Below are 18,800 nucleotides of genomic sequence, written 5' to 3' on the forward strand. Positions count from 1 at the left end.
GGGGACGGTGGAGCGTGGGAAGCGGTCGGGTCGGAGTGAGGGGACGGAGGGGTGCCATGAGCGGAGGATGGAAGAAATGGCTGGCGGCGGTGGCGGTGGCGGGGACCTCCCCGGCGGCGCTCGGCGCCACGCTGGTGGAGCCTCGGCTCCGGGTGTCGTTGGAGGAGCGCTACGACGATGACTTCCGCCTGAACCCGGTGGTGGCTCCCGATGCTCCCACTGGCGGCGCCCTGGGCACCACGCCCACGGGCCAGCTCATGTCGAAGGTCACGCCGCGCGTGGGGCTGGACGTGAAGGATCGCACCCTGAAGCTCGAGAGCTTCTACGCGGCGGATCTCCTGCTGCGCCACGGCAGCGGAACGGTGTCGTTGGATCACCGCGCCGGATTGACGGTGCGCAAGCTGCTCTCGCGCCGCCTGCGGGTGGAGGCCTCCGGGAGCATCTTCCGGGTGACGGATCCCCGGTCCCTGCCGCGCGAGAGCGTGGCGCGCACCAACCAGCCCGTCCTCTACGGCGCGTCCAAGCTGTCGGTGACCAACCGGGTGAGCCGGCGCGTGGACGTGGCGGCGGGGTATGCCTTCGAGGGAGTGCGGGTGCTCTCTCCGGGAAGTGTGGCGGGTTTCGTCCACACGCCCTATCTGGAGACCTGGGTGCGCACCGCGCCGCGGTTGTGGCTGGGCGCGGAGTACCGCTACCAGGCGTTCCTCTACGGCGACAGCATGGATCAGGCGCACGGCCTCTTCGGCGCCTTGCGCTATCGGCTGGCGCGCCATACCACCGCCACGCTGCGCGGCGGACCGGTGGCCTTCCGCGGTGAGGACGGAACCCGGGGGTGGATGCCGCGGATGAAGCTGGAGGTGCTGCACGAGCGCGGCACCTTCGATCTGGGCCTCATCCTCGGCCACGACCTGGTGGGCGCCAGTGGTTTCTCCAACACGCTGTGGGCGGACTACGCGGGACTGACGTTCAACAAGCATTTCAGCCAGCGGGCGCAGATGTTCGCGGCCGCCAGCTTCTTCCGCAATGGCAGGGCCCCGGGAGAGGACGCCTTCCGGTGGGATGTGGGCACCAACGTGTCTCAGGGCTACACGCTGAGCGCGGGGTTCGAGTTCGAGGTGAATCGGTACGTGTCGGTGCAGGCCGCCGTGGATCGCATCGCACAGGTGGGTATGGGTGAGGCCGCGGCGGATGTGAACCTTTCCCGGAATGTGGCGGCGCTTCGCTTGCACATGACGGCGTGGTGACACCAATGGAATCAGGAGGAGCGCACATGGAGCGTGGGATGACGGCAGACCAGGTGCTGAAGGCACTGTGGCGCCGCAAGGTGTTGGTCGGGGCCATTGTGTTGGCGGTCTTCGCGGTGGGCGCTGCGATCGTGATGGTGCAGCCCAATGTGTACGAGGCGACGGCGGTGGTGCGTGTGCAGCCGCAGCGCCCCGGTGAGGAGATGGTGCAGCGCACCGTGAGCGAGCTCGTCGAGCAGCGGCTGCTCACCGTGCGTCAGGAGCTGATGTCCCGGCCGGTGCTTCAGAAGGCCATCGAGGAGATGAACCTCTATCCGGACATCGTGTCGGAGAAGGGCATGGAGGCGGCCATCGTCCGCATGCGCAAGGACATCACCGTGCGCGTGGAGGGGGAGAGCGCCTTCGAGCTGGTCTACGCCAGCACGGATCCCAACGTGGCGGCCCAGGTGGCCAACCGCCTGCCGCAGCTCTTCGCCGAGGAGACGCTCAAGTCGCGTCAGACCCAGGCGGCGCGCGCCACCAAGCTCTTCGAGGACGAGATCACCGCCCTGTCCGCCACGGTGACGGGCTGGGAGAAGAAGATCGCCCAGTTCAAGGTGGCCCACATCGGGGAGCTGCCCGAGCAGCTGGAGATGAACATGCGGGGCCTCGAGCGCGTGGGTGCCCTCCTGCAGACCAAGTCCGAGGAGCTGCGTGTCGCCGAGGCCCGCCGCTCCGACCTGGCCCGGGCTCGCAATGCCGCGGACAGCGAGGCGGGCCGGCTCGAGGCCGCCGAGAGTGGCCTCACCCGTGAGCTGGTGGCCGCCCGCACGTCCTGGACGGCGGATCACCCCGAGGTGAAGCGTCTGGACCAGGAGCTCTCCTCCATGACGGCCAAGCGCAAGGACGCCGAGGGCCGCCAGTGGGCCGAGCGCCAGGAGCGCACCCGGGTGACGAGCCTCATCGCCGCCATCCAGAAGGACATCGAGGAGCTGCACCAGCAGGCGAAGTCCTACCAGGAGCGCCTGGACCGCACCCCGAAGTGGGCCCATGAGCTGGGTGTCCTGCAGCGCGACTACGAGATCGCCCGCACGAAGTACCAGAGCGTGGTGTCGCGCCGGGTGGAGGCCGAGCTGGCGCAAGAGCTGGAGCTGCGCGGCGCCGAGGACCTCTTCCACGTCGTCTCCCCGGCCTCCGTGCCGGCCATCGCCGCCAGGCCCGACCGGGTGAGCGGCCTGCTCATCGCCCTGCTGGTGGCGCTGGGCCTGGGACTCCTCACCGGTGTGGTGCTCGAGATGCGCGACGACAGCATCCGCGACACCCAGGAGCTGCGTGACCGTCTGCCCCTGCCTGTCCTGGCGGTGGTCCCGAACATGCAAGGGAAGGTGGAGAAGCGGGTGCTGATGCCCGCGACCGGGGCTCGCAACGTGGTGCCTCCCAACTCGACGGACTCGACTCTCAACTAGGGGATTTTCGGATGAACAACACGGGCTCCGAGGGAAACAAGATGGAAAAGACCATGGAACGGGCGGGGAACTTCCTTCCCCGCGTGGATGAGTCCGCGGGTTCGCCGAACGCGGTGGACAATCGGGTGGTGTCGCTCACGGCGCCCGCCTCGATCGCGGCCGAGCAGTACCGCAGTCTTTATTACAGGCTGGAGCGCATGCGCGAGCTGCGCCCCCTGAAGGTGGTGGGGGTCACCTCGGCCATGCCCGGCGAGGGCAAGACGGTGACGACGGTGAACCTCGCCCTGGCCGCCGCCCGGGCCAACCCCGAGCGCCGCATCCTGCTCATCGACGCGGACCTGCGCCGGGGCCAGGTGGCCCAGGTGCTCGGCATCCGGGGCCGCCCCGGGCTCTCCGAGCTGCTCTCCGGCGAGTGCGAGGTGCGCGAGCTGGTGCGCCGCTTCCACGCCACGCGCATGGCGGTCATCACCGCGGGTGGCACGCCCGAGGAGCCCACCCAGGCGCTGGCCAGCGCCCGGATGAAGCAGTTCCTCAAGCTGGTGCGCGACCACTTCGATGAGATCTACGTGGACCTGCCGCCGACGCTGCCCTTCGCGGACGCGTCCATCCTCGGTCACCAGACGGACGGCCTGCTCATGGTGGTGCGCGCCCACCACTCCCAGGCCAAGACGGTCACCCAGGCCATGGAGCAGCTGGGCGGGGCGCCAGTGTTGGGTTGCGTGCTCAACGGCGCGGAGATGAGCGCCGCGCCCTACCTGAAGGAATACAGCAGCAACAAGAAGTAGCGCCACGGACATCCGGCCACGGGGGAGCAGGTATCCCCCGTGGCCAGAAGTGCGTGAGGTGTGTGGACTGCGTTGGCGTGGGCGGACGGAGGAGATACGTGCTTCGGGTATTCCATCACTATTTTTCAGCCAGGAAGCTGACCCTGTTCCTCATCGAGGGAGCCGCGATCGCCCTGGCCTGTGTTCTCGGCGCGATGGCGTGTGCGCGGATGCTGGCACCGGCGGACGGTAGCCTCGCGCTGGCCCGCTCCATGACGGGGCTGATGCTGCTGGGGGTGACGTTCGTCCCCACGTTCCAGTTCTCGCTCTACCTCATGGATTTGTATGACCTGAGGGTGGCGGCGGAGGACCGGGGCCGGGGCGCCCGGCTGCTCAAGGCGGCCGGGGTGACCACGGCCGTGGTCGGGCTGCTGATGCTGGTGGCGCCGGCGGTGCTGCCCATCCATCTGCCTCCCGGGGCGCTCCTGGGCGGGGCCGTGGGCGCGCTGGTGGGAACGGGCCTGGTGCGCTACTCGCTGCGCGCCGTGGTGGGCGGACCCAGCCGGGTGCTCATCGTGGGCGACGGCCTCAAGGCGCGCGCGCTCGCCACCGCCATCGAGCAGGGCGGCGAGGACAGCTTCCACGTGGTGGCCATGGTGGATCCCCGCCGGCCGCGCATGGGCTCCCAGGAGCTCGAGCCCGTCAACGTCACGGCCGAGCGGCTCAAGGCGGACTTCGTGGTGCAGGCCGCGGACGACATGCGCGGGGCCAACTGGATGGACGCGCTCCTGCGCTGCCGTCTGGACGGGCGCCGGGTGTACGAGGCCGCCGGCTTCTGCGAGCGCGTGCTGCGCCGGATTCCGGTGACGCACCTGCGCACCAGCGACTTCGCCTTCGCCGACGAGCTGACAGTGTCGGGTGCCCGGCGCGCCGCCAAGCGCGTCTTCGACATCCTCGTGGCCAGCACGCTGCTCATCTGCGCGGCGCCCTTCCTGCTCATCGTCATGGCCGCCATCAAGCTCGACTCCAAGGGGCCGCTCTTCTACCGGCAGGAGCGCACGGGCCTCAACGGCAAGTCCTACTGGCTGTGGAAGTTCCGCAGCATGCGCACCGACGCGGAGAAGGACGGCGCGGTGTGGGCGCGCACCAACGACGATCGCGTCACCCGCGTGGGCCGCTTCATCCGCAAGACGCGCATCGACGAGATTCCCCAGGTGCTCAACATCCTCACCGGCGACATGAGCTTCGTGGGCCCGCGGCCCGAGCGTCCGGTGTTCATCGAGCAACTCAAGCAGCAGATTCCGTTCTACGCGCTGCGCGAGGCCGTCAAGCCGGGCCTCACCGGGTGGGCGCAGATCCGCTACCCCTATGGGGCCTCGGTGGAGGACGCGCGCAACAAGTTGGAATTCGATCTGTACTACGTGAAGAACGGCTCGCTTTTCCTGGACATGAGCATCATCTTCCACACCGTGAGGCACGTACTGCTCGCGCGAGGAGCGCGGTAGAGCGAGCGGAGTGGTACGGGCTGGAGCGCCGCCGGGGGGCCCGGCGGCTCGTTTTTCTTGGATGGGCGTCGAAGGGGGTAGGGACATGATCGAGTCGGATTCGGTTCTCGACGAGACGTGGAGCACGCGGTCGGACGCGGCGAAGCAGGCGGGTGAGCAGAACGAGTTGCGGCAGGCGCTCGAGCTGAGGCCCACGCGCATCGTGGCCATGGGGGGTGGAACGGGACTGCCCATGGTGCTCAAGGGCCTGGCCCGGCGCGCGACGCCGAAGCCAGGCGAGCCCGGGTTGGATCTCACCGCGGTGGTGGCCATGAGCGACGACGGAGGCAGCTCCGGCCGCCTGCGCCGCACGCGCGGCGCGCTGCCTCCCGGGGACGTGCGCAACTGCCTCGTGGCGCTCGCCGAGGGCAAGGGCCCGCTGAGCGAGGTGTTCCAATACCGCTTCGCCGGCAAGAAGGGGCTCGCGGGCCACGCGGTGGGCAACCTGCTCATCTCCGCGCTCGCCGAGCTCAAGGGCGACTTCATGGAGGCGGTGCGCGTGTCCGGCACGCTCCTGGGCGCCAAGGGCCGTGTGCTGCCGAGCACCCTGGCCCCCGTGCACCTGGTGGCCCAGATGGAGGACTCCACCGAGGTGGTGGGCGAGAGCAACATCTGCCGCGCCCGGGGCCGCATCCGCAAGGTGCAGCTGAGCCCCAGCGCCCCGGCGCCGGTGGACGGGCTGCTCGAGTCCATCCGCACCGCGGACATGATCGTCATCGGGCCGGGCTCGCTGTACTCCAGCGTCATGCCCAACCTGCTGGTGGACGGGGTGGCCCAGGCCCTGCGCGAGACGCGCGCGCTCAAGGTCATGGTGGCCAACCTCATGACCCAGCCGGGCGAGACGGACGGCATGGACTGCCTGGACCACGTGCGCGCCGTCCTCGACCATGTGGGGCCGGTGCTCGACGCGGTGCTCGTCAACGGCACCACCCCCTGCGAGGAGGCCGTGCGCCGCTACGCCCGTAAGGGCTCCACGCCCGTCCGGGTGGATCGCCGCGCCCTCATCGACGTCGGCGTCATTCCCGTGGAGGCGGACCTGCTCAAGGAAGGCTCGCGCATCCGGCATGACGGCCGCAAGGTGACGCGCTGCCTGCTGAAGATGGCCCGCTCGGGAATCTGAGAGAGACCGCCGGGCAGCTCTGTGTTCGCCCGGCCACGACTGGATGAATCAGGCGCGCGTGGCTTGTGGGCCGCCGCGTCCATTACCAACTTGCGGCGCACGAGGCCTCGGGCCGCGCCGTGTCAGGAGCCGGATAATCCCATGGAAGCCAGACAGCTCACTCCCTCGCCCCGCGTCGTCGAGGTGACGGATCGCGCCGCCTTCATGGCGCTGGAGCCGGAGTGGAACGCGCTCGTGCAGGCCACGGCCGACGAGCCCTTCTACCGGCACGAGTTCTTCCGCATCTGGATCGACGACTTCGCCCCCGAGGCCCGCCTGCGCGTGCTCACGCTGCGCGACGGGGAGGGGCGGCTCACGGCGGTGCTGCCGCTCATGGCCGAGCGCGCCTCCTTGTACGGGGTGCCGGCGCGGCAGCTCTCCGCCACGGCCAACCCGCACTCGTGCCGCTTTGATCTGGTGGCGCGCGAGCCCGCCGAGGCCGCCGCCGCTTTCTTCGCGCACCTGCGGGCGGACAAGGGCTGGGACGTGCTGCGGCTCACCGACGTGCCCGAGGGGGGCGCGGGCTGGCACCTGTACGAGGCGGCCAAGGGGGCGGGGATGCCCGTGGGGACGTGGGAGTCCCTGCAGTCGCCCTACATCCCGCTGCCGGCCACGTGGGAGGCGTACCAGGCGAGCCTGTCGTCCAAGTTCAAGGCCAACTGCCGCCGCCGGCGCCGCAAGCTGGAGGAGAAGGGCCGCGTCACGGTGGAGCGCGTGGAAGGCGGGCTCGACCTGGAGGCGAAGCTGGAGGAGGGCTTCGCGCTGGAGGCGAGCGGCTGGAAGGGCCAGCGTGGCACGGCCATGGCGCAGGACGGGCGCACGCGGGGCTTCTACTCGGAGCTGGCGCGCACCGCGGCGTATGACGGCCGGCTGGCGCTGTACTACCTGCGGCTGGACGGGCGCGCGGTCGCCTTCCAGTACTCGCTGGAGTACGGCGGGCGCTACTTCCTGCTCAAGCCCGGCTACGACGAGACGCTGGGGGATTGCAGCCCGGGGCAGCTCCTCATGGAGGAGGTGCTGCGCGAGTGCATCGGCCGCGGCCTGCGCGAGTTCGACTTCCTCGGACCGGACATGTCGTGGAAGCGCGACTGGACGGACCAGGTGCGCCGGCACACCTGGCTCTACGTTTTCAATGACTCGGCTTTCGGCCGCGCGTTGTGCGCGGCCAAGTTCCGCTGGGCCCCCGCGGCCCGGGAGGTGATGGCGCGATGGAAGCGGTGAAGATCGACAAGCTGTTCGTTCCCGCCTTGCCCACGCTGTGGCCGAGCATGTTGACGGGGCGCAAGGCCCCGAGCCACTTCATGCCCTTCAGCGCGCGCAACGTGCGCTACTTCTACTTCGCCCGCAACGCCATCTGGACGACGGTGAAGATGCTGGGGCTGGACGCGGGCGAGGTGCTCATGCCCGCCTACCACCACGGCGTGGAGGTGGAGGCCGTGGTGGACGCCGGCGCCACGCCGCGCTTCTACCGGGTGGGCAGCCGCTGGGACGTGGACCTGGAGGACGTGGAGAAGCGCATCGGTCCGAAGACGAAGGCGCTCTACCTCATCCACTACGCGGGCTTTCCCGGCCCCGTCGAGGAGATGCGCCGCATCGCCGACAAGCACGGCCTGCCGCTCATCGAGGACTGCGCCCTATCGCTGCTGAGCGCGGACGGCTCGGTGCCGCTCGGCACCACGGGCGACATTGGCATCTTCTGCCTGTACAAGACGCTGCCCATGCCGCACGGCGGGGCGCTCACCGTCAACGGCGCCCGGCAGTACAGCCTGCCCGAGCCGCCCCTGCCTCCCACCTCGTCCACCTTCAGCCATACCGTGTCCTCGCTCCTGCAGAACCTGGAGCTGCGCGGCGGGGCCTTCGGTCGCAGCGTGCGCGGCATGGTGCGCGGGCTCGGCAAGGGCGCGGTGAAGGCCGCGGACATCGAGCGCGTGGCCACCGGCACCCAGCACTTCGACCGGCGGCACGTGGACCTGGGCATGAGCCCCTTCGCCCACCGCATCGCCCAGGCGCAGGACCTGGAGGCCGTGGTGGAGCGGCGGCGGCGCAACTACTTCTTCCTGCTCGGCCGGCTGCGCGACGTGTCCGCGCCGCTCTTCAACCAGCTCGCCCCGGGCGTCTGCCCCCTGTTCTACCCGGTGGTGGTGGACAACAAGGAGCATGTGCTCGAGCGGCTGCGCGCGCGGGGCATCGAGGCCATCGACTTCTGGAAGCACTTCCATCCCGCGTGTGACGCGTCCGCCTTCCCCGAGGTGGCGAAGCTGCGGCGCTCCATCGTCGAGGTGCCCTGCCACCAGGATCTCACGCCCGAGGTCATGGCGGAGGTGGCCACCGTGGTGCGGGGCGCGCTGGTGCTGGAGCGCCCCGAGCGAAAGAACGTGGGCTGAGGCCCCAGGCTCGAGACATGAGGTCGACACCGTGATTCGCGAAGCGGAATTGATGCCCTCTCCCAGCCCCGCGCGGTGGCTGGAGGTCTCCACCGTGAGGACCGCGTCCGGACTCGCCGGGATGCGCGCCGAGTGGAACGCGCTCCTGGACGACAGCCAGGCGGGACCCTTCAACGCGTGGGAGTGGTTGTACCCGTGGTGCCGGCGGATCGGCACCGATCGCCAGCCCTTCGTGTTGCAGGCGAGGGACCGGAGCGGGGCGCTGGTGGGGCTCCTGCCGCTGGGCTTCGACTACCACTGGGTGATGGGGCGTCCCATCCGGCGGCTGGCCTTCCTGGGCGAGTCGCACGTGGGCAGCGACTACCTGGACGTGGTGGCGCGGCGCGGCCGGGAGGAGGAGGTGGCGCGCACCTTCGCCTCCGCCCTGTGGGAGCTGAAGGAGCAGTGGGACGTGCTCGACCTGACGGACCTGCGCGAGGACTCGGTGACGGTGCGCGTGCTGCGCGAGACCTTTGGCAAGCACGGCGTGGGCACGACGCTGACCGAGCGCTATGTCTGCCCTTACGAGTCCCTGGGGCGGGGCGAGTCCTTCGATGACTTCCTCAAGCGCACGAGCCGGCGGGACAACTACCTGCGGCGCAAGAAGTGGCTGGAGAAGCAGGACGGCTACCGCATCGAGAAGACGGAGGCGCCGGGCGCGCTCGCCGCGCCGCTGACGGACTTCTTCCGGTTGCACGCCATGCGCTGGGAGTCGGACGGAGGCTCCCAGGGCATTCGCGGCCGGGGCGTCGAGGCCTTCCACCGGGATGCCACGCAATTGCTCGCCGAGCGCGGGCGCCTGCGCCTGTACACGATGAAGGTGGGAGGCCAGGCGGTGGCCTCGGTGTATGGCATTGTCCACGGCGGCTCGTTCATCTATTTCCAGTCGGGGTATGACCCGGCGTGGCGCAACCGCAGCGTGGGGCTGGTGCTCGTGGGGGAGACGTTCCGCGACGCCCTCGAGGCCGGGCTCACCGATTACGACTTCCTGCGCGGCACCGAGACGTACAAGTCGGACTGGACGACGAAGCAGCGGAGAACCGTGTCCCTGCGGATTCTCTCGCCCGGCGGGGATGGCGAGTGGTTCGTGCGGCGCGAGCAGGGGATGCGGCAGGTGCGTGAAGTGGCCAAGCGCCTGTTGCCCCAGGACGCCGTCGAGCGCGTGCGCCGGCTGCGGCGCCGGTTGTCCGCGGTGCGCGGGTAGGGCACCCGGAGCGGGTTCAGGGGGCAAGGGAAGGCGCGTTGGGTCCGTGGCCTTCCCTTCCTCATATGACTTCCGGCACATGTGCCCGTGAAGGTGAACGTGTAATCTGAGTCCGCGGGAGCGAAGTGCGCTGAGGCGTTGCCTCATGCGTCTTGCTTTCAATAAAATTCCCATAAAATACTCAGTGATCATCCACGTCTGGGAGCCTCGTGGCGCGACGTTGTTCGCCGCCGCACTTCAACCCCTCCCGAACGAGTGAAGACCCATGGATGAACGCAGGATGAATGCGGGGCTTGGTGCCCTTGCCTTGATGGCTATTTGGGGATGCGGAGCGCCGGAGCCGCTCCCTGGCGGTGGACACGAGACCGCGAAACAACTGCTCACCGGACCTGATTTCGTGGTGACGGAGTTGAGCACTCCTCACAGTGTCCATCCAGGACTCTCCTTCGAGGTCACGGCCACGATCTGCAACCAGGGGGGCATGCCAGGCTCCGCGCGGGGTGGGTTGTTCCTGTCCTCGGACACCGTCATCTCCGAGGAGACGGACAGGCGGGTGGGGCAGTTCGACCCGATCCTGGCGCCCGGAGAATGCAGGAAGCAGAAGGCGACTGTGTTCGCCCAGGTTCCTTCCGAGGGCATCTGGTACGTGGGTGCACGCATCTCGACCCCCGAGGATGGAAACCCGAGCAATGACACGCGCATCAGCGCTCCGATGGGAATCGGGTTCCAACCGGACTTCGTCATCACCTCGGTGAAGGGCCCGGCCAGTGTGCAGCCCGGACAATCCCTCTCCGCCCAGGTGACGGTGTGCAACCTGAGCACCCAGGCTGGCGGCACCCGCGTGGCCCTGCTCCTGTCCGAGGACGCGAACATCCGTCTTCCGTCTCCCGCCGGTCCTCCTCTGGAGGATGTCCTGGTGGGTGAGGCCGCGGTGCCTCCGCTCTTCTCCGGTCAGTGCACGACGGTCTCCGTTTCCGGTCTGGCTCAGCCTCCGCCCCCGAGTCGGCCGGACATCCGGGCCTTCCACCTGGGCGCCGTGGTGGATCCGAACAACGCCATCCCGGAGTTCTTCGAGGACAACAACACGCACCCGGGCTACCTGCTGGGCGTGGGCCGTGGCGCGGACTTCTTCATCACCTCGGTGAAGGGTCCGGCCAGCGTGCTGCCCGGGCAGTCGTTCACCTCCGAGGTGACGGTGTGCAACCAGGGCACCCAGGCCGACTTCAGCCGCGTGTCCTTGCTCCTGTCCGAGGACGCGTCCATTCGAATCCCGTCTCCGTCCGCGCCTTCCGGGGACTCCCTCGTGGGTGATGCGCCGGTGGCTCTACTCGCTCCCGGCCAGTGCTCCACGGTGTTCGTCCCTGGCCAGGCCCAGCCCCCGGCCACGAACTCGCCCGACGTGCGGGCCTTCCACCTGGGCGCCGTGGTGGAACGGGTCAGCGCTACCCCGGAGCTCATCGAGGACAACAACACGCACCCGGGCTACCTGCTGGGCGTGGGCCGTGGCGCGGACTTCGTCATCACCTCGGTGAAGGGTCCGGCCAGCGTGGGACCCGGGCAGCCGCTCACCGCCCAGGTGGCGGTGTGCAACCAGGGCACCCAGGCCGGCGGCACCCGCGTGGCCCTGCTCCTGTCCGAGGATGCGTCCATTCAAGTCCCGTCTCCGTCCGCGCCTTCCGGGGATGTCCTCGTGGGAGTCGCGCAGGTGCCCGCCTTGAGCCCGGGCCGGTGCGCCACGGTGTCCCTCTCCGGCAACATTTCTCCTCCGCCGGTGAGCGGGCCGGACATACGGGCCTTCCACCTGGGGGCCCTGGTGGATCCGGACAACACCACCCCGGAACTCATCGAGGGCAACAACACGCACTCGGGTTACCGGCTGGGCGTGGGCGCTGGCGCGGACTTCGTCATTACCTCGGTGAAGGGCCCGGCCAGTGTGGAACCCGGGCAGCCACTCACCGCCCAGGTGACGGTGTGCAACCAGGGCACCGTGGCCGAGAGCACCCGCGTCGCCCTGTTGCTGTCAGAGGACGGATTCATCAGCTACCCCTCGCCGTCCGCGCCTTCCGAGGACTCCCTCGTCAATGCCAAACAACTGGAGCTGCTCTTCCCCGGCCAATGCGCCACCGTTTCCCTCTCCGGCCCCGCCCAGGTCCCGCCCATGAGTCGGCCGGACGTCCGGGCCTTCCACCTGGGGGCCGTGGTGGATCCGGACAACGTCACCCCGGAATTCATCGAGGGCAACAACACGCATTCGGGCTACCGGCTGGGCGTGGGTGCTGGCGCGGACTTCGTCATCACCTCGGTGAAGGGCCCGGCCAGCGCGCAGCCCGGGCAGCCGCTCACCGCCGAGGTGGCGGTGTGCAACCAGGGCACCCGGGCCGAGAGCACCCGCGTGCTCCTGCTCCTGTCCAAGGATGAGTCCATCCGTGTCCCATCTTCGTCTGGCTCTTCCGAGGACGTCGTCGTGGGGGACCAGCCGGTGCCCTCCGTGCTCCCTGGCCAGTGCGTCACGGTGGCCATTTCCGGCCAGGCCTCTGGCTCGCCCCAGAGATGGCCGGGCGACTGGGGCTTCTACCTGGGCGCCGTGGTGGATCCGAACAACGCCACTCCGGAACTCATCGAGGACAACAACGTGCATTCGGGCTACCGGCTGGGCGTGGGCCTCGAGGCGGACTTCTTCATCTCCGAGCTGGAGAGTCCCGTGTTCGTCAAAAGTGGTCAGAGCCTGGGGGTCCAACTGAAGGTGTGCAACCAGGGCACCCGGGCCGGGAGCACCCGCGTGCGTGCGCTCCTGTCCACGAACGCCACCTTCGGTCTTCCCTCGCCCCAGGGCCCGTCCGAGGATGTCCTCGTGGGGGAGGTGAGCACGCAAGTCCTCCAGCCCGGCTGGTGCCAGTCGCTGTCCGTCACCGGGAACGCCTCTCCGCCGTCGGCGAACCCGGACATGCCAGGGTTCTACTACGTGGGGGCCGTGGTGAATCCGATGGGTGACCCCGAGCTGTTCACGGACAACAACAGCCTGCTCGGTGGGTGGATCTACATCTCCCCCTGAGGCTCCCCGTCATCTCCTCCCGGCCGGCTTCTTCTCGATCCGGGTAGGGTTTCTGGAGGAAGTCACGTGGGGGTGACGCCCACGTGACTTCCAGCGCGTGCGATTCTCACCCCGAGTCGTATAGAATCCTCGGCCCTACCCCAGTGGAGGCCGCACTCATGCGCATGGTTGGAACGATTGCCGTTGGGATTGTCGCACTGCTCGCTTCACCGGCCCAGGCCGATTCCGTCATCAGCTCGAAGCAGGTGTCCTGGCAGGGCTGTGCTTATACGATCAAGGTACTCCGGGAGGATGATCCGTACGCCGAGACTCCCTACAGCGTCTCGCTCCAGAGCGCGGTGGTTTCGCCTGACACCTGTTCGCTGACGCCCAAGACCGTCAATCTGGTGGACTCGGTGAGCGAGCCGCGGATCGCGATCGCGGCCAGTGCCGAGGGGCTCGCGATTGCCTACTCCTATGAGGTGTACGAACGGTTCTCGTTTGGCTCGCATCTCCTCCGCATCCACCATCTGAACCCGAGCACCTTGGGCTCCGTGAGGGTGGCGGAGCTGGAGGGGGTTGCGCTGTCGACGACCGGAGGATGGTGGAACCCGTCCCCCTTGTCCCTGAGCCAACTCTCCCTCTACCCGGGCTCCCTCGAAGTGTATGGCTACTTGCAAGGGGGGACGAATGCGATCAAGTCGAATTCGCCCGCGACCAGCTGGCCGCCCCCGCTCGCGCAGGGCAATCGCTTCGAAGCCATCTATCCTGACTTCTTTGGCGCGACGCAGCAGCCGCCCCAGATCGTCACCTACTAGGTGCTGTTTCAGGCGGGCGTCTCGCCCCCCGAGGCTCTCCGTCACTTCCTCCCGGCTGGTTTCTCCTCGAGTCGGCCGGGAGGCGCGGTGCGCGGGGAGGGCTCCCGGAGGAAGTCACGTGGGGGTGACGCCCACGTGACTTCCGGCGCGTGCGATTCTCACCCCGAGTCGCATAGAATCCGTGGCCTTACCCCAGTGGAGGCCGCACTCATGCGCATGGTTGGAACGATTGCCGTTGGGATTGTCGCACTGCTCGCTTCACCGGCCCGGGCCGATTCTGTCATCAGCTGGGAGCGGGTGTACTGGCAGGGCTGTGCTTATACGATCATGGTACTCGAGGGGGATGATCCGTACGCCGATACTCGCTACAGCGTCTCGCTCCAGAGCGCGGTGGATTCGCCTGCCACCTGTTCGTTGACGCCCAGGACCGTCGAGTTGGTGGACTCGGTGAGCGAGCCGCGGATCGCGATCGCGGCCAGTGCCGAGGGGCTCGCGATTGCCTACTCCTATGAAGAGTACGCCCGGTTCTCGTGGGGCCGGAATCTCCTCCGCATCCACCATCTGAACCCGAGCACCTTGGGCTCCGTGAAGGTGGCGGAGCTGGAGGGGGTTTGGCTGTCGGGGACTGGACCGTGGTTCCCGAGCCCCTTCTCCCTGAACTGGCTTACCCTCTACCCGGGCTCCCTCGAAGTGCATGGCTTCTTGGACGGGTCGACGAATGCGATCTCGTCGAATGTGCCCGCGACCAGCTGGCCGCCCCCGCTCGCGCAGGGCAATCACTTCGTCGCCATCTATTCTGACTTCTTTGGCGCGACGCTGCAGCCGCCCCAGATCGTCACCTACTAGGGTTCCCCGTCACTTCCTCCCGGCCGGTTTCTCCTCAAGTCGGCCGGGAGGAGTAGAGTCCGCGGCCCTACCCCAGTGGAGGCCGTACTCATGCGCATGGTTGGAACGATTGCCGTTGGGATTGTCGCACTGCTCGCTTCACCGGCCCGGGCCGAGCTGCCCGTCGTCAAAGAGGCCCGGGTGTCCTGGCAGGGCTGTGATTATTCGATCAAGGTCCGGCAGGACGTGGATCCGGACTATCCGTACCCGGTGCCCCTCTACAGAATCTCCGTCCAGAGCGAGGTGGTTTCGCCTGGCACCTGCTCGCTGACGCCGAGGACCGTCCAGTTGGCGACCTCGAAGCTCTCGCCGCGGATCGCGATCTCGGCCAATGCCGAGGGACTCGCGGCGGCCTATTCCTTTGGAGAGTATTACCGGGGCTACGGTAACTCGATCCGCCTCCGCGTCCACCGTCTGGACCCGAGCACGATGGGCTCCGTGCGGGTGGCGGGTCTGCAGGCGAATTTCGTGCCGGAGAATGGTGGAGCCGGGGGCCCGGGCGAGGCCAACCTGCAGGGACTCACCCTCTACCCCGGCTACCTCGAGGTGAATGGCACCTTGGTTGGCAACTCGATCACGCAGGATCCCGCGACCGTTCCCTGGCCGTACCCGATCGTGCAGGGCAGCCGCTTCGTCGCCACCTACCCTGACTTCTTCGGCTCGACCCAGCAGCCGCCCCAGATCGTCACCTACTGAGTGGGGCGGGCTTCAGCCCGTGACGCGGTGCTGCCGCAGCAGGCCCTGCAGCTCCGCGTCCCGCACCACCCGGGGCACCTTGACCTGGGTGGGCGAGGCCCCGCGCCGCACGAGCACGTCACGCAGGGCCTGGAAGGTGCCGGACTCCACCCGGTGCAACTGGGCGGGGCCCAGGCGCTCGGAGCGGCGGATCACCTCGTAGAAGGGATTGGTCCGGCACAGCGCCTCTTCCAGCGCCCGGTTCAGCTGCTCCGGCTCCCCCTGGGGCCGCGCGCCTTCCTGGAGCTCGACGAAGAAGGCATAGCGTCCGGGCAGGGTCTCCGTCTCCTCCACCACGCTGTAGTCGGCGGGCAAGAGCCCCTCGGTGACCAGCGCCTGCTCCAGCGAGAGGCGCGCGGCGTGCTCCGAGGTCTTCTCCCCCATGAGGTTGAGCAGCGCGCCGCGCCGGTAGAGGAACTCCATCAACGGCGCTTGATTGCAGTGGCCCACGATGCGCACCACGTCTCCCAGGCGGTAGCGGTAGAGGCCCGCCTGGGTCGTGAGCACCAGCTCGTAGGCCTCGCCCTCCACGAGCTGCTCGGGCAGCAGGGTCCGGGGGGACTCCGCGTCCAGATCCTGCTCGGGGATGAACTCGAAGAAGGCCGCGCCCACCAGGAGGCAATAGACGGCCTGCTCGAGTTCGAGTGGCACGCCCAGGACCCCTTCGGTGCTGACGTAGCTGGCGGCATTCAAGGGCACGCCCTCGAGGTAGGGCGTGAGCTGCCGGGTGTAGAGGGAGAAGCTGGCCCCGGTGATGGAGGAGACATAGGCGAGCCGGGGCCACAGCCGGCGCAAGAGGCCGTGAGGACCCTGCTCGAGCACCTGGGCGACCTCGCGGGCGCGCTCGGGGTCGGGGCGCAGGCGGGACTGGATGTGGCGGCGCTGCTCCGGCTCCAGATCGAGTTCCGGGCGCAGCACCCCGCGGGCGATGTCGTCCACCAGATCCTGCCCGCGCCGCTCCAGCAGGTGCACCAGGTCCAGCAGCCCCGAGGCGAAGGGGGCCATGAGGGTGCCGAGTTCCCGCTCGCGCAGGCCGAAGAGCAGGTGCAGGTAGAGCGCATCGGCGTGCTTGCGCAGGCGGAAGGCCTCCGGCGGCGAGGTGAACGCGAAGGACGCGGCGCGGCCCATCGAATGGGTGGAGATGGCGGTGAGCGCGCCCATCAGCAGTCCTCCCTCGGAGCGCTCGCGGAGCACGGCGTTCATGAGGATCATGGCGCGAGCGGGACGCTGGGCGGCCGGTACTTTCTCGGTCACCACGGCGCGGCCAATCATCATGATGCGCCGCATGTTCTCCAGGTGGGGCCGGGTCACGGGGAGCAGCTTGCGCTGGCCGGTGGTGCCCGAGGTGATGCCCAGGTACTCCACCCGGTCGGCGGTGAGCACGTTCTGCTCGCCGCGGGCGATGCGCTCCATGTAGGGCCGGAAGGGCTCGTAGGTGCTGACCGGCAGGGCGCGCTGGAAGTCCTCCACGGTGCGCAGCGAGGCGAAGCCATGGCGTCGGCCGAAGTCCGTGTCCCGGTTGTGGTGGAGGATGGCCCGCAGCGTGTCCGCGTTCACTCGCGCGACGTGACGTGTCTGCTCGATGAACCGCTGTTTGCCGCGATGACCCGCGGCGCGCATGAAATGGCTGAAAAGACTGGGAATCCAGGGTAGGGAGGACATGGGGCGCCTGATCCCATGGCGCATGCGCGGAGGCAACCCTGGCCGTTTTCCACGAGCCCAGGTGGGCTCCTGGCATCCTGAACAACTACTTCAAGAGGGGGCGCGCCGCCCGGGCGTTCAGCCCGTGACGCGGCGCTGGCGCAGCAGGCCCTGCAACTCCGCGTCCCGCACCACCCGGGGCACCTTGACCTGGGTGGGCGAGGCGCCGCGCCGCACGAGCACGTCGCGCAGGGCCTGGAAGGTGCCGGACTCCACCCGGTGCAGCAGGGTAGGGCCCAGCCGCTCGGTGCGGCGGTTCAGCTCGTAGGCGGGATTGGTCCGGCACAGCGCCTCTTCCAGCGCCCGGTTCAGCCGCTCCGGCTCCTGATGGGGCCGCCCGGCGCCCTGGAGCTCGACGAAGAAGGCATAGCGCCTGGGGAAGGACTCGGTCTCCTCCACCACGCTGTAGTCGGCGGGCAAGAGCCCCTCGGTGGCCAGCGCCTCTTCCAGGGCGAGGCGCGCGGCGTGCTCCGAGGTCTTCTCCCCCAGGAGGTTGAGCAGCGCGCCACGCCGGTAGAGGAACTCCATCAACGGCGCTTCATGGTAGCGGCCCACGATGCGCACCACGTCCCCCAGGCGGTAGCGGTACAAGCCCGCCTGGGTCGTGAGCACCAGCTCGTAGGCCTCGCCCTCCACGAGCTGTTCGGGCAGCAGGGTCCGGGGCGACTCCGCGTCCAGCTCCTGCTCGGGGATGAACTCGAAGAAGGCCGCGCCCACCAGGAGGCAGTAGACGGCGCGCTCGAGCTCGAGTGCCACGCCCAGGACCCCTTCGGTGCTGACGTAGTTGGCGGGGTAGAGGGGCACGCCCTCGAGGTAGGGGGCGAGCTGCTGGGTGTAGAGGGAGAAGCTGGCCCCGGTGATGGAGGTGGCGAAGGCGAGCCCGGGCCACAGCCGGCGCAAGAGGCCGTGGGGACCCTGTTCGCGCGCCTGGGTCAGCTCGCGGACGCGCTCGGGGTCGGGGCTCAGGCGGGACTGGAGGCGGCGGTGCTGCTTCGGCTCCAGGTCGAGTGCCGGGCGCACCACGCCGAGGGAGAGGTCCTCCATCAGGTCCTGCCAGCGCTGCTCCAGCAGGTGCACCATGTCCAGCAGCCCCGTGGCGAAGGGGGCCATGATGTAGCCGAGCTTGCGCTCGCGCAGGCCGAAGAGCAGATGCAGGTAGAGCGCATCGGCGTGCGAGCGCATGGAGAAGGCATCTGATGGCGAGGTGAGCGCGAAGGACGCGGCGCGGCCCAGGGACTGGGTGGCGATGGCGGCGAGCGCGCCCATCAGCAGTCCACCCTCGGAGCGCTCGTGGAGCTCGGCGTTCATGAGGATCATGCCCCGCAGGGGATGCTGGGCGGCCGGTACCTGCTCGGCCACCACGGCGAGGCCGATCGTGCTCGCGCGCTGCAGGTGCCGCAGGTGGGGTTGGGTCACGGGGAGCAGCTTGTTCTGGCCGGTGGTGCCCGAGGTGATGCCCAGGTATTCCACCCGGTCGGCGGTGAGCACGTTCTGCTCGCCGCGGGCGATGCGCTCCATGTAGGGCTGGAAGGGCTCGTAGGTGCTGACGGGCAGGGCGCGCTGGAAGTCCTCCACGGTGCGCAGCGAGGCGAAGCCATGGCGCCGGCCGAAGTCCGTGTCCTGGTTGTGGTGGAGGATGGCGCGCAGCGTGTCCGCGTTCACGCGCGCGGCGTGGCGCGCCTGCTCGGCGAAGTCCTGCTTACCGCGACGACCCGCGGCCCTCGTGAGGTGGCTGGCGAGACTGAGGAGCCAGGGGGTGGAGGACATGGTGCGCCTGATACCCACGACGCCCTCCCGGAAGCAACCCTGGCCTTTCTCCACGAGCCCTGGTTGCCTCCTGACATCCT

The 18,800-nt window shown here is 68.9% G+C and carries 14 protein-coding genes; 12 read left to right on the top strand and 2 right to left on the bottom strand.

Annotation, left to right across the window (positions count from 1 at the left end):
- Positions 1–56: 56 nt before the first annotated feature.
- From F0U63_RS17815 to F0U63_RS17870, 12 genes are all read left to right on the top strand, one after another.
- Positions 57–1,244, top strand: coding sequence for a hypothetical protein (locus tag F0U63_RS17815; RefSeq protein ID WP_395847114.1), 1,188 nt, complete (start codon positions 57–59; stop codon positions 1,242–1,244).
- A 26-nt stretch (positions 1,245–1,270) separates the two neighbouring features.
- The gene (locus F0U63_RS17820; RefSeq protein ID WP_395847115.1) at positions 1,271–2,689 is read left to right on the top strand and encodes a GumC family protein; all 1,419 of its coding nucleotides are present in this window, start codon (positions 1,271–1,273) and stop codon (positions 2,687–2,689) included.
- Positions 2,690–2,730: 41 nt separating this feature from the next.
- Positions 2,731–3,474 carry a CpsD/CapB family tyrosine-protein kinase gene (locus F0U63_RS17825; RefSeq protein ID WP_395847116.1) on the top strand — a complete coding sequence of 248 codons (744 nt, stop codon included), beginning with the start codon at positions 2,731–2,733 and terminating at the stop codon, positions 3,472–3,474.
- A gap of 98 nt (positions 3,475–3,572) precedes the next feature.
- Entirely contained in the window at positions 3,573–4,958 is a 1,386-nt protein-coding gene (locus tag F0U63_RS17830) for a sugar transferase (protein WP_395847117.1), read from the top strand.
- An 85-nt stretch (positions 4,959–5,043) separates the two neighbouring features.
- Positions 5,044–6,117 (top strand): uridine diphosphate-N-acetylglucosamine-binding protein YvcK, encoded by a 1,074-nt coding sequence (yvcK, locus tag F0U63_RS17835; protein WP_395847118.1) that lies wholly within the window; start codon positions 5,044–5,046, stop codon positions 6,115–6,117.
- Between the two features lie 141 nt (positions 6,118–6,258).
- Positions 6,259–7,377, top strand: coding sequence for a GNAT family N-acetyltransferase (locus F0U63_RS17840; protein ID WP_395847119.1), 1,119 nt, complete (start codon positions 6,259–6,261; stop codon positions 7,375–7,377).
- Positions 7,365–8,540, top strand: a complete 1,176-nt coding sequence (locus F0U63_RS17845) for a DegT/DnrJ/EryC1/StrS family aminotransferase (RefSeq protein ID WP_395847120.1) — start codon at positions 7,365–7,367, stop codon at positions 8,538–8,540. The genes F0U63_RS17840 and F0U63_RS17845 overlap by 13 nt, the downstream gene beginning before the upstream one ends.
- 31 nt (positions 8,541–8,571) lie before the next feature.
- Positions 8,572–9,783: a GNAT family N-acetyltransferase gene (locus F0U63_RS17850; protein ID WP_395847121.1), complete on the top strand. Its 1,212-nt coding sequence runs from the start codon at positions 8,572–8,574 to the stop codon at positions 9,781–9,783.
- Between the two features lie 409 nt (positions 9,784–10,192).
- A complete protein-coding gene (locus F0U63_RS17855) occupies positions 10,193–12,835 on the top strand; it encodes a CARDB domain-containing protein (protein ID WP_395847122.1) in 2,643 nt (880 codons plus the stop codon).
- Positions 12,836–12,993: 158 nt separating this feature from the next.
- Positions 12,994–13,632, top strand: coding sequence for a hypothetical protein (locus tag F0U63_RS17860; protein WP_395847123.1), 639 nt, complete (start codon positions 12,994–12,996; stop codon positions 13,630–13,632).
- A 210-nt stretch (positions 13,633–13,842) separates the two neighbouring features.
- A complete protein-coding gene (locus F0U63_RS17865; RefSeq protein ID WP_395847124.1) occupies positions 13,843–14,478 on the top strand; it encodes a hypothetical protein in 636 nt (211 codons plus the stop codon).
- A 90-nt stretch (positions 14,479–14,568) separates the two neighbouring features.
- The gene (locus tag F0U63_RS17870) at positions 14,569–15,213 is read left to right on the top strand and encodes a hypothetical protein (RefSeq protein WP_395847125.1); all 645 of its coding nucleotides are present in this window, start codon (positions 14,569–14,571) and stop codon (positions 15,211–15,213) included.
- A gap of 12 nt (positions 15,214–15,225) precedes the next feature.
- On the opposite strand, the gene F0U63_RS17875 is transcribed toward F0U63_RS17870, so the two are convergent.
- Entirely contained in the window at positions 15,226–16,914 is a 1,689-nt protein-coding gene (locus F0U63_RS17875; protein WP_395847126.1) for a GH3 auxin-responsive promoter family protein, read from the bottom strand.
- A 117-nt stretch (positions 16,915–17,031) separates the two neighbouring features.
- Entirely contained in the window at positions 17,032–18,720 is a 1,689-nt protein-coding gene (locus tag F0U63_RS17880) for a GH3 auxin-responsive promoter family protein (protein WP_395847127.1), read from the bottom strand.
- Between the last annotated feature and the right edge of the window lie 80 nt (positions 18,721–18,800).

Origin of the sequence: Cystobacter fuscus, from assembly GCF_044360685.1 — a bacterium.
In the GTDB taxonomy this organism is placed as follows: Bacteria; Myxococcota; Myxococcia; order Myxococcales; family Myxococcaceae; genus Cystobacter; species Cystobacter fuscus_C.

Bases quoted from the DNA above. Each gene is read 5' to 3' on its own strand.
- yvcK (WP_395847118.1), top strand. From the start codon at position 5,044: ATGATCGAGTCGGATTCGGTTCTCGACGAGACGTGGAGCACGCGGTCG.
- F0U63_RS17865 (WP_395847124.1), top strand. From the start codon at position 13,843: ATGCGCATGGTTGGAACGATTGCCGTTGGGATTGTCGCACTGCTCGCT.
- F0U63_RS17860 (WP_395847123.1), top strand. From the start codon at position 12,994: ATGCGCATGGTTGGAACGATTGCCGTTGGGATTGTCGCACTGCTCGCT.
- F0U63_RS17815 (WP_395847114.1), top strand. From the start codon at position 57: ATGAGCGGAGGATGGAAGAAATGGCTGGCGGCGGTGGCGGTGGCGGGG.
- F0U63_RS17880 (WP_395847127.1), bottom strand. From the start codon at position 18,720: ATGTCCTCCACCCCCTGGCTCCTCAGTCTCGCCAGCCACCTCACGAGG.
- F0U63_RS17870 (WP_395847125.1), top strand. From the start codon at position 14,569: ATGCGCATGGTTGGAACGATTGCCGTTGGGATTGTCGCACTGCTCGCT.
- F0U63_RS17825 (WP_395847116.1), top strand. From the start codon at position 2,731: ATGGAAAAGACCATGGAACGGGCGGGGAACTTCCTTCCCCGCGTGGAT.
- F0U63_RS17845 (WP_395847120.1), top strand. From the start codon at position 7,365: ATGGAAGCGGTGAAGATCGACAAGCTGTTCGTTCCCGCCTTGCCCACG.
- F0U63_RS17840 (WP_395847119.1), top strand. From the start codon at position 6,259: ATGGAAGCCAGACAGCTCACTCCCTCGCCCCGCGTCGTCGAGGTGACG.
- F0U63_RS17875 (WP_395847126.1), bottom strand. From the start codon at position 16,914: ATGTCCTCCCTACCCTGGATTCCCAGTCTTTTCAGCCATTTCATGCGC.
- F0U63_RS17820 (WP_395847115.1), top strand. From the start codon at position 1,271: ATGGAGCGTGGGATGACGGCAGACCAGGTGCTGAAGGCACTGTGGCGC.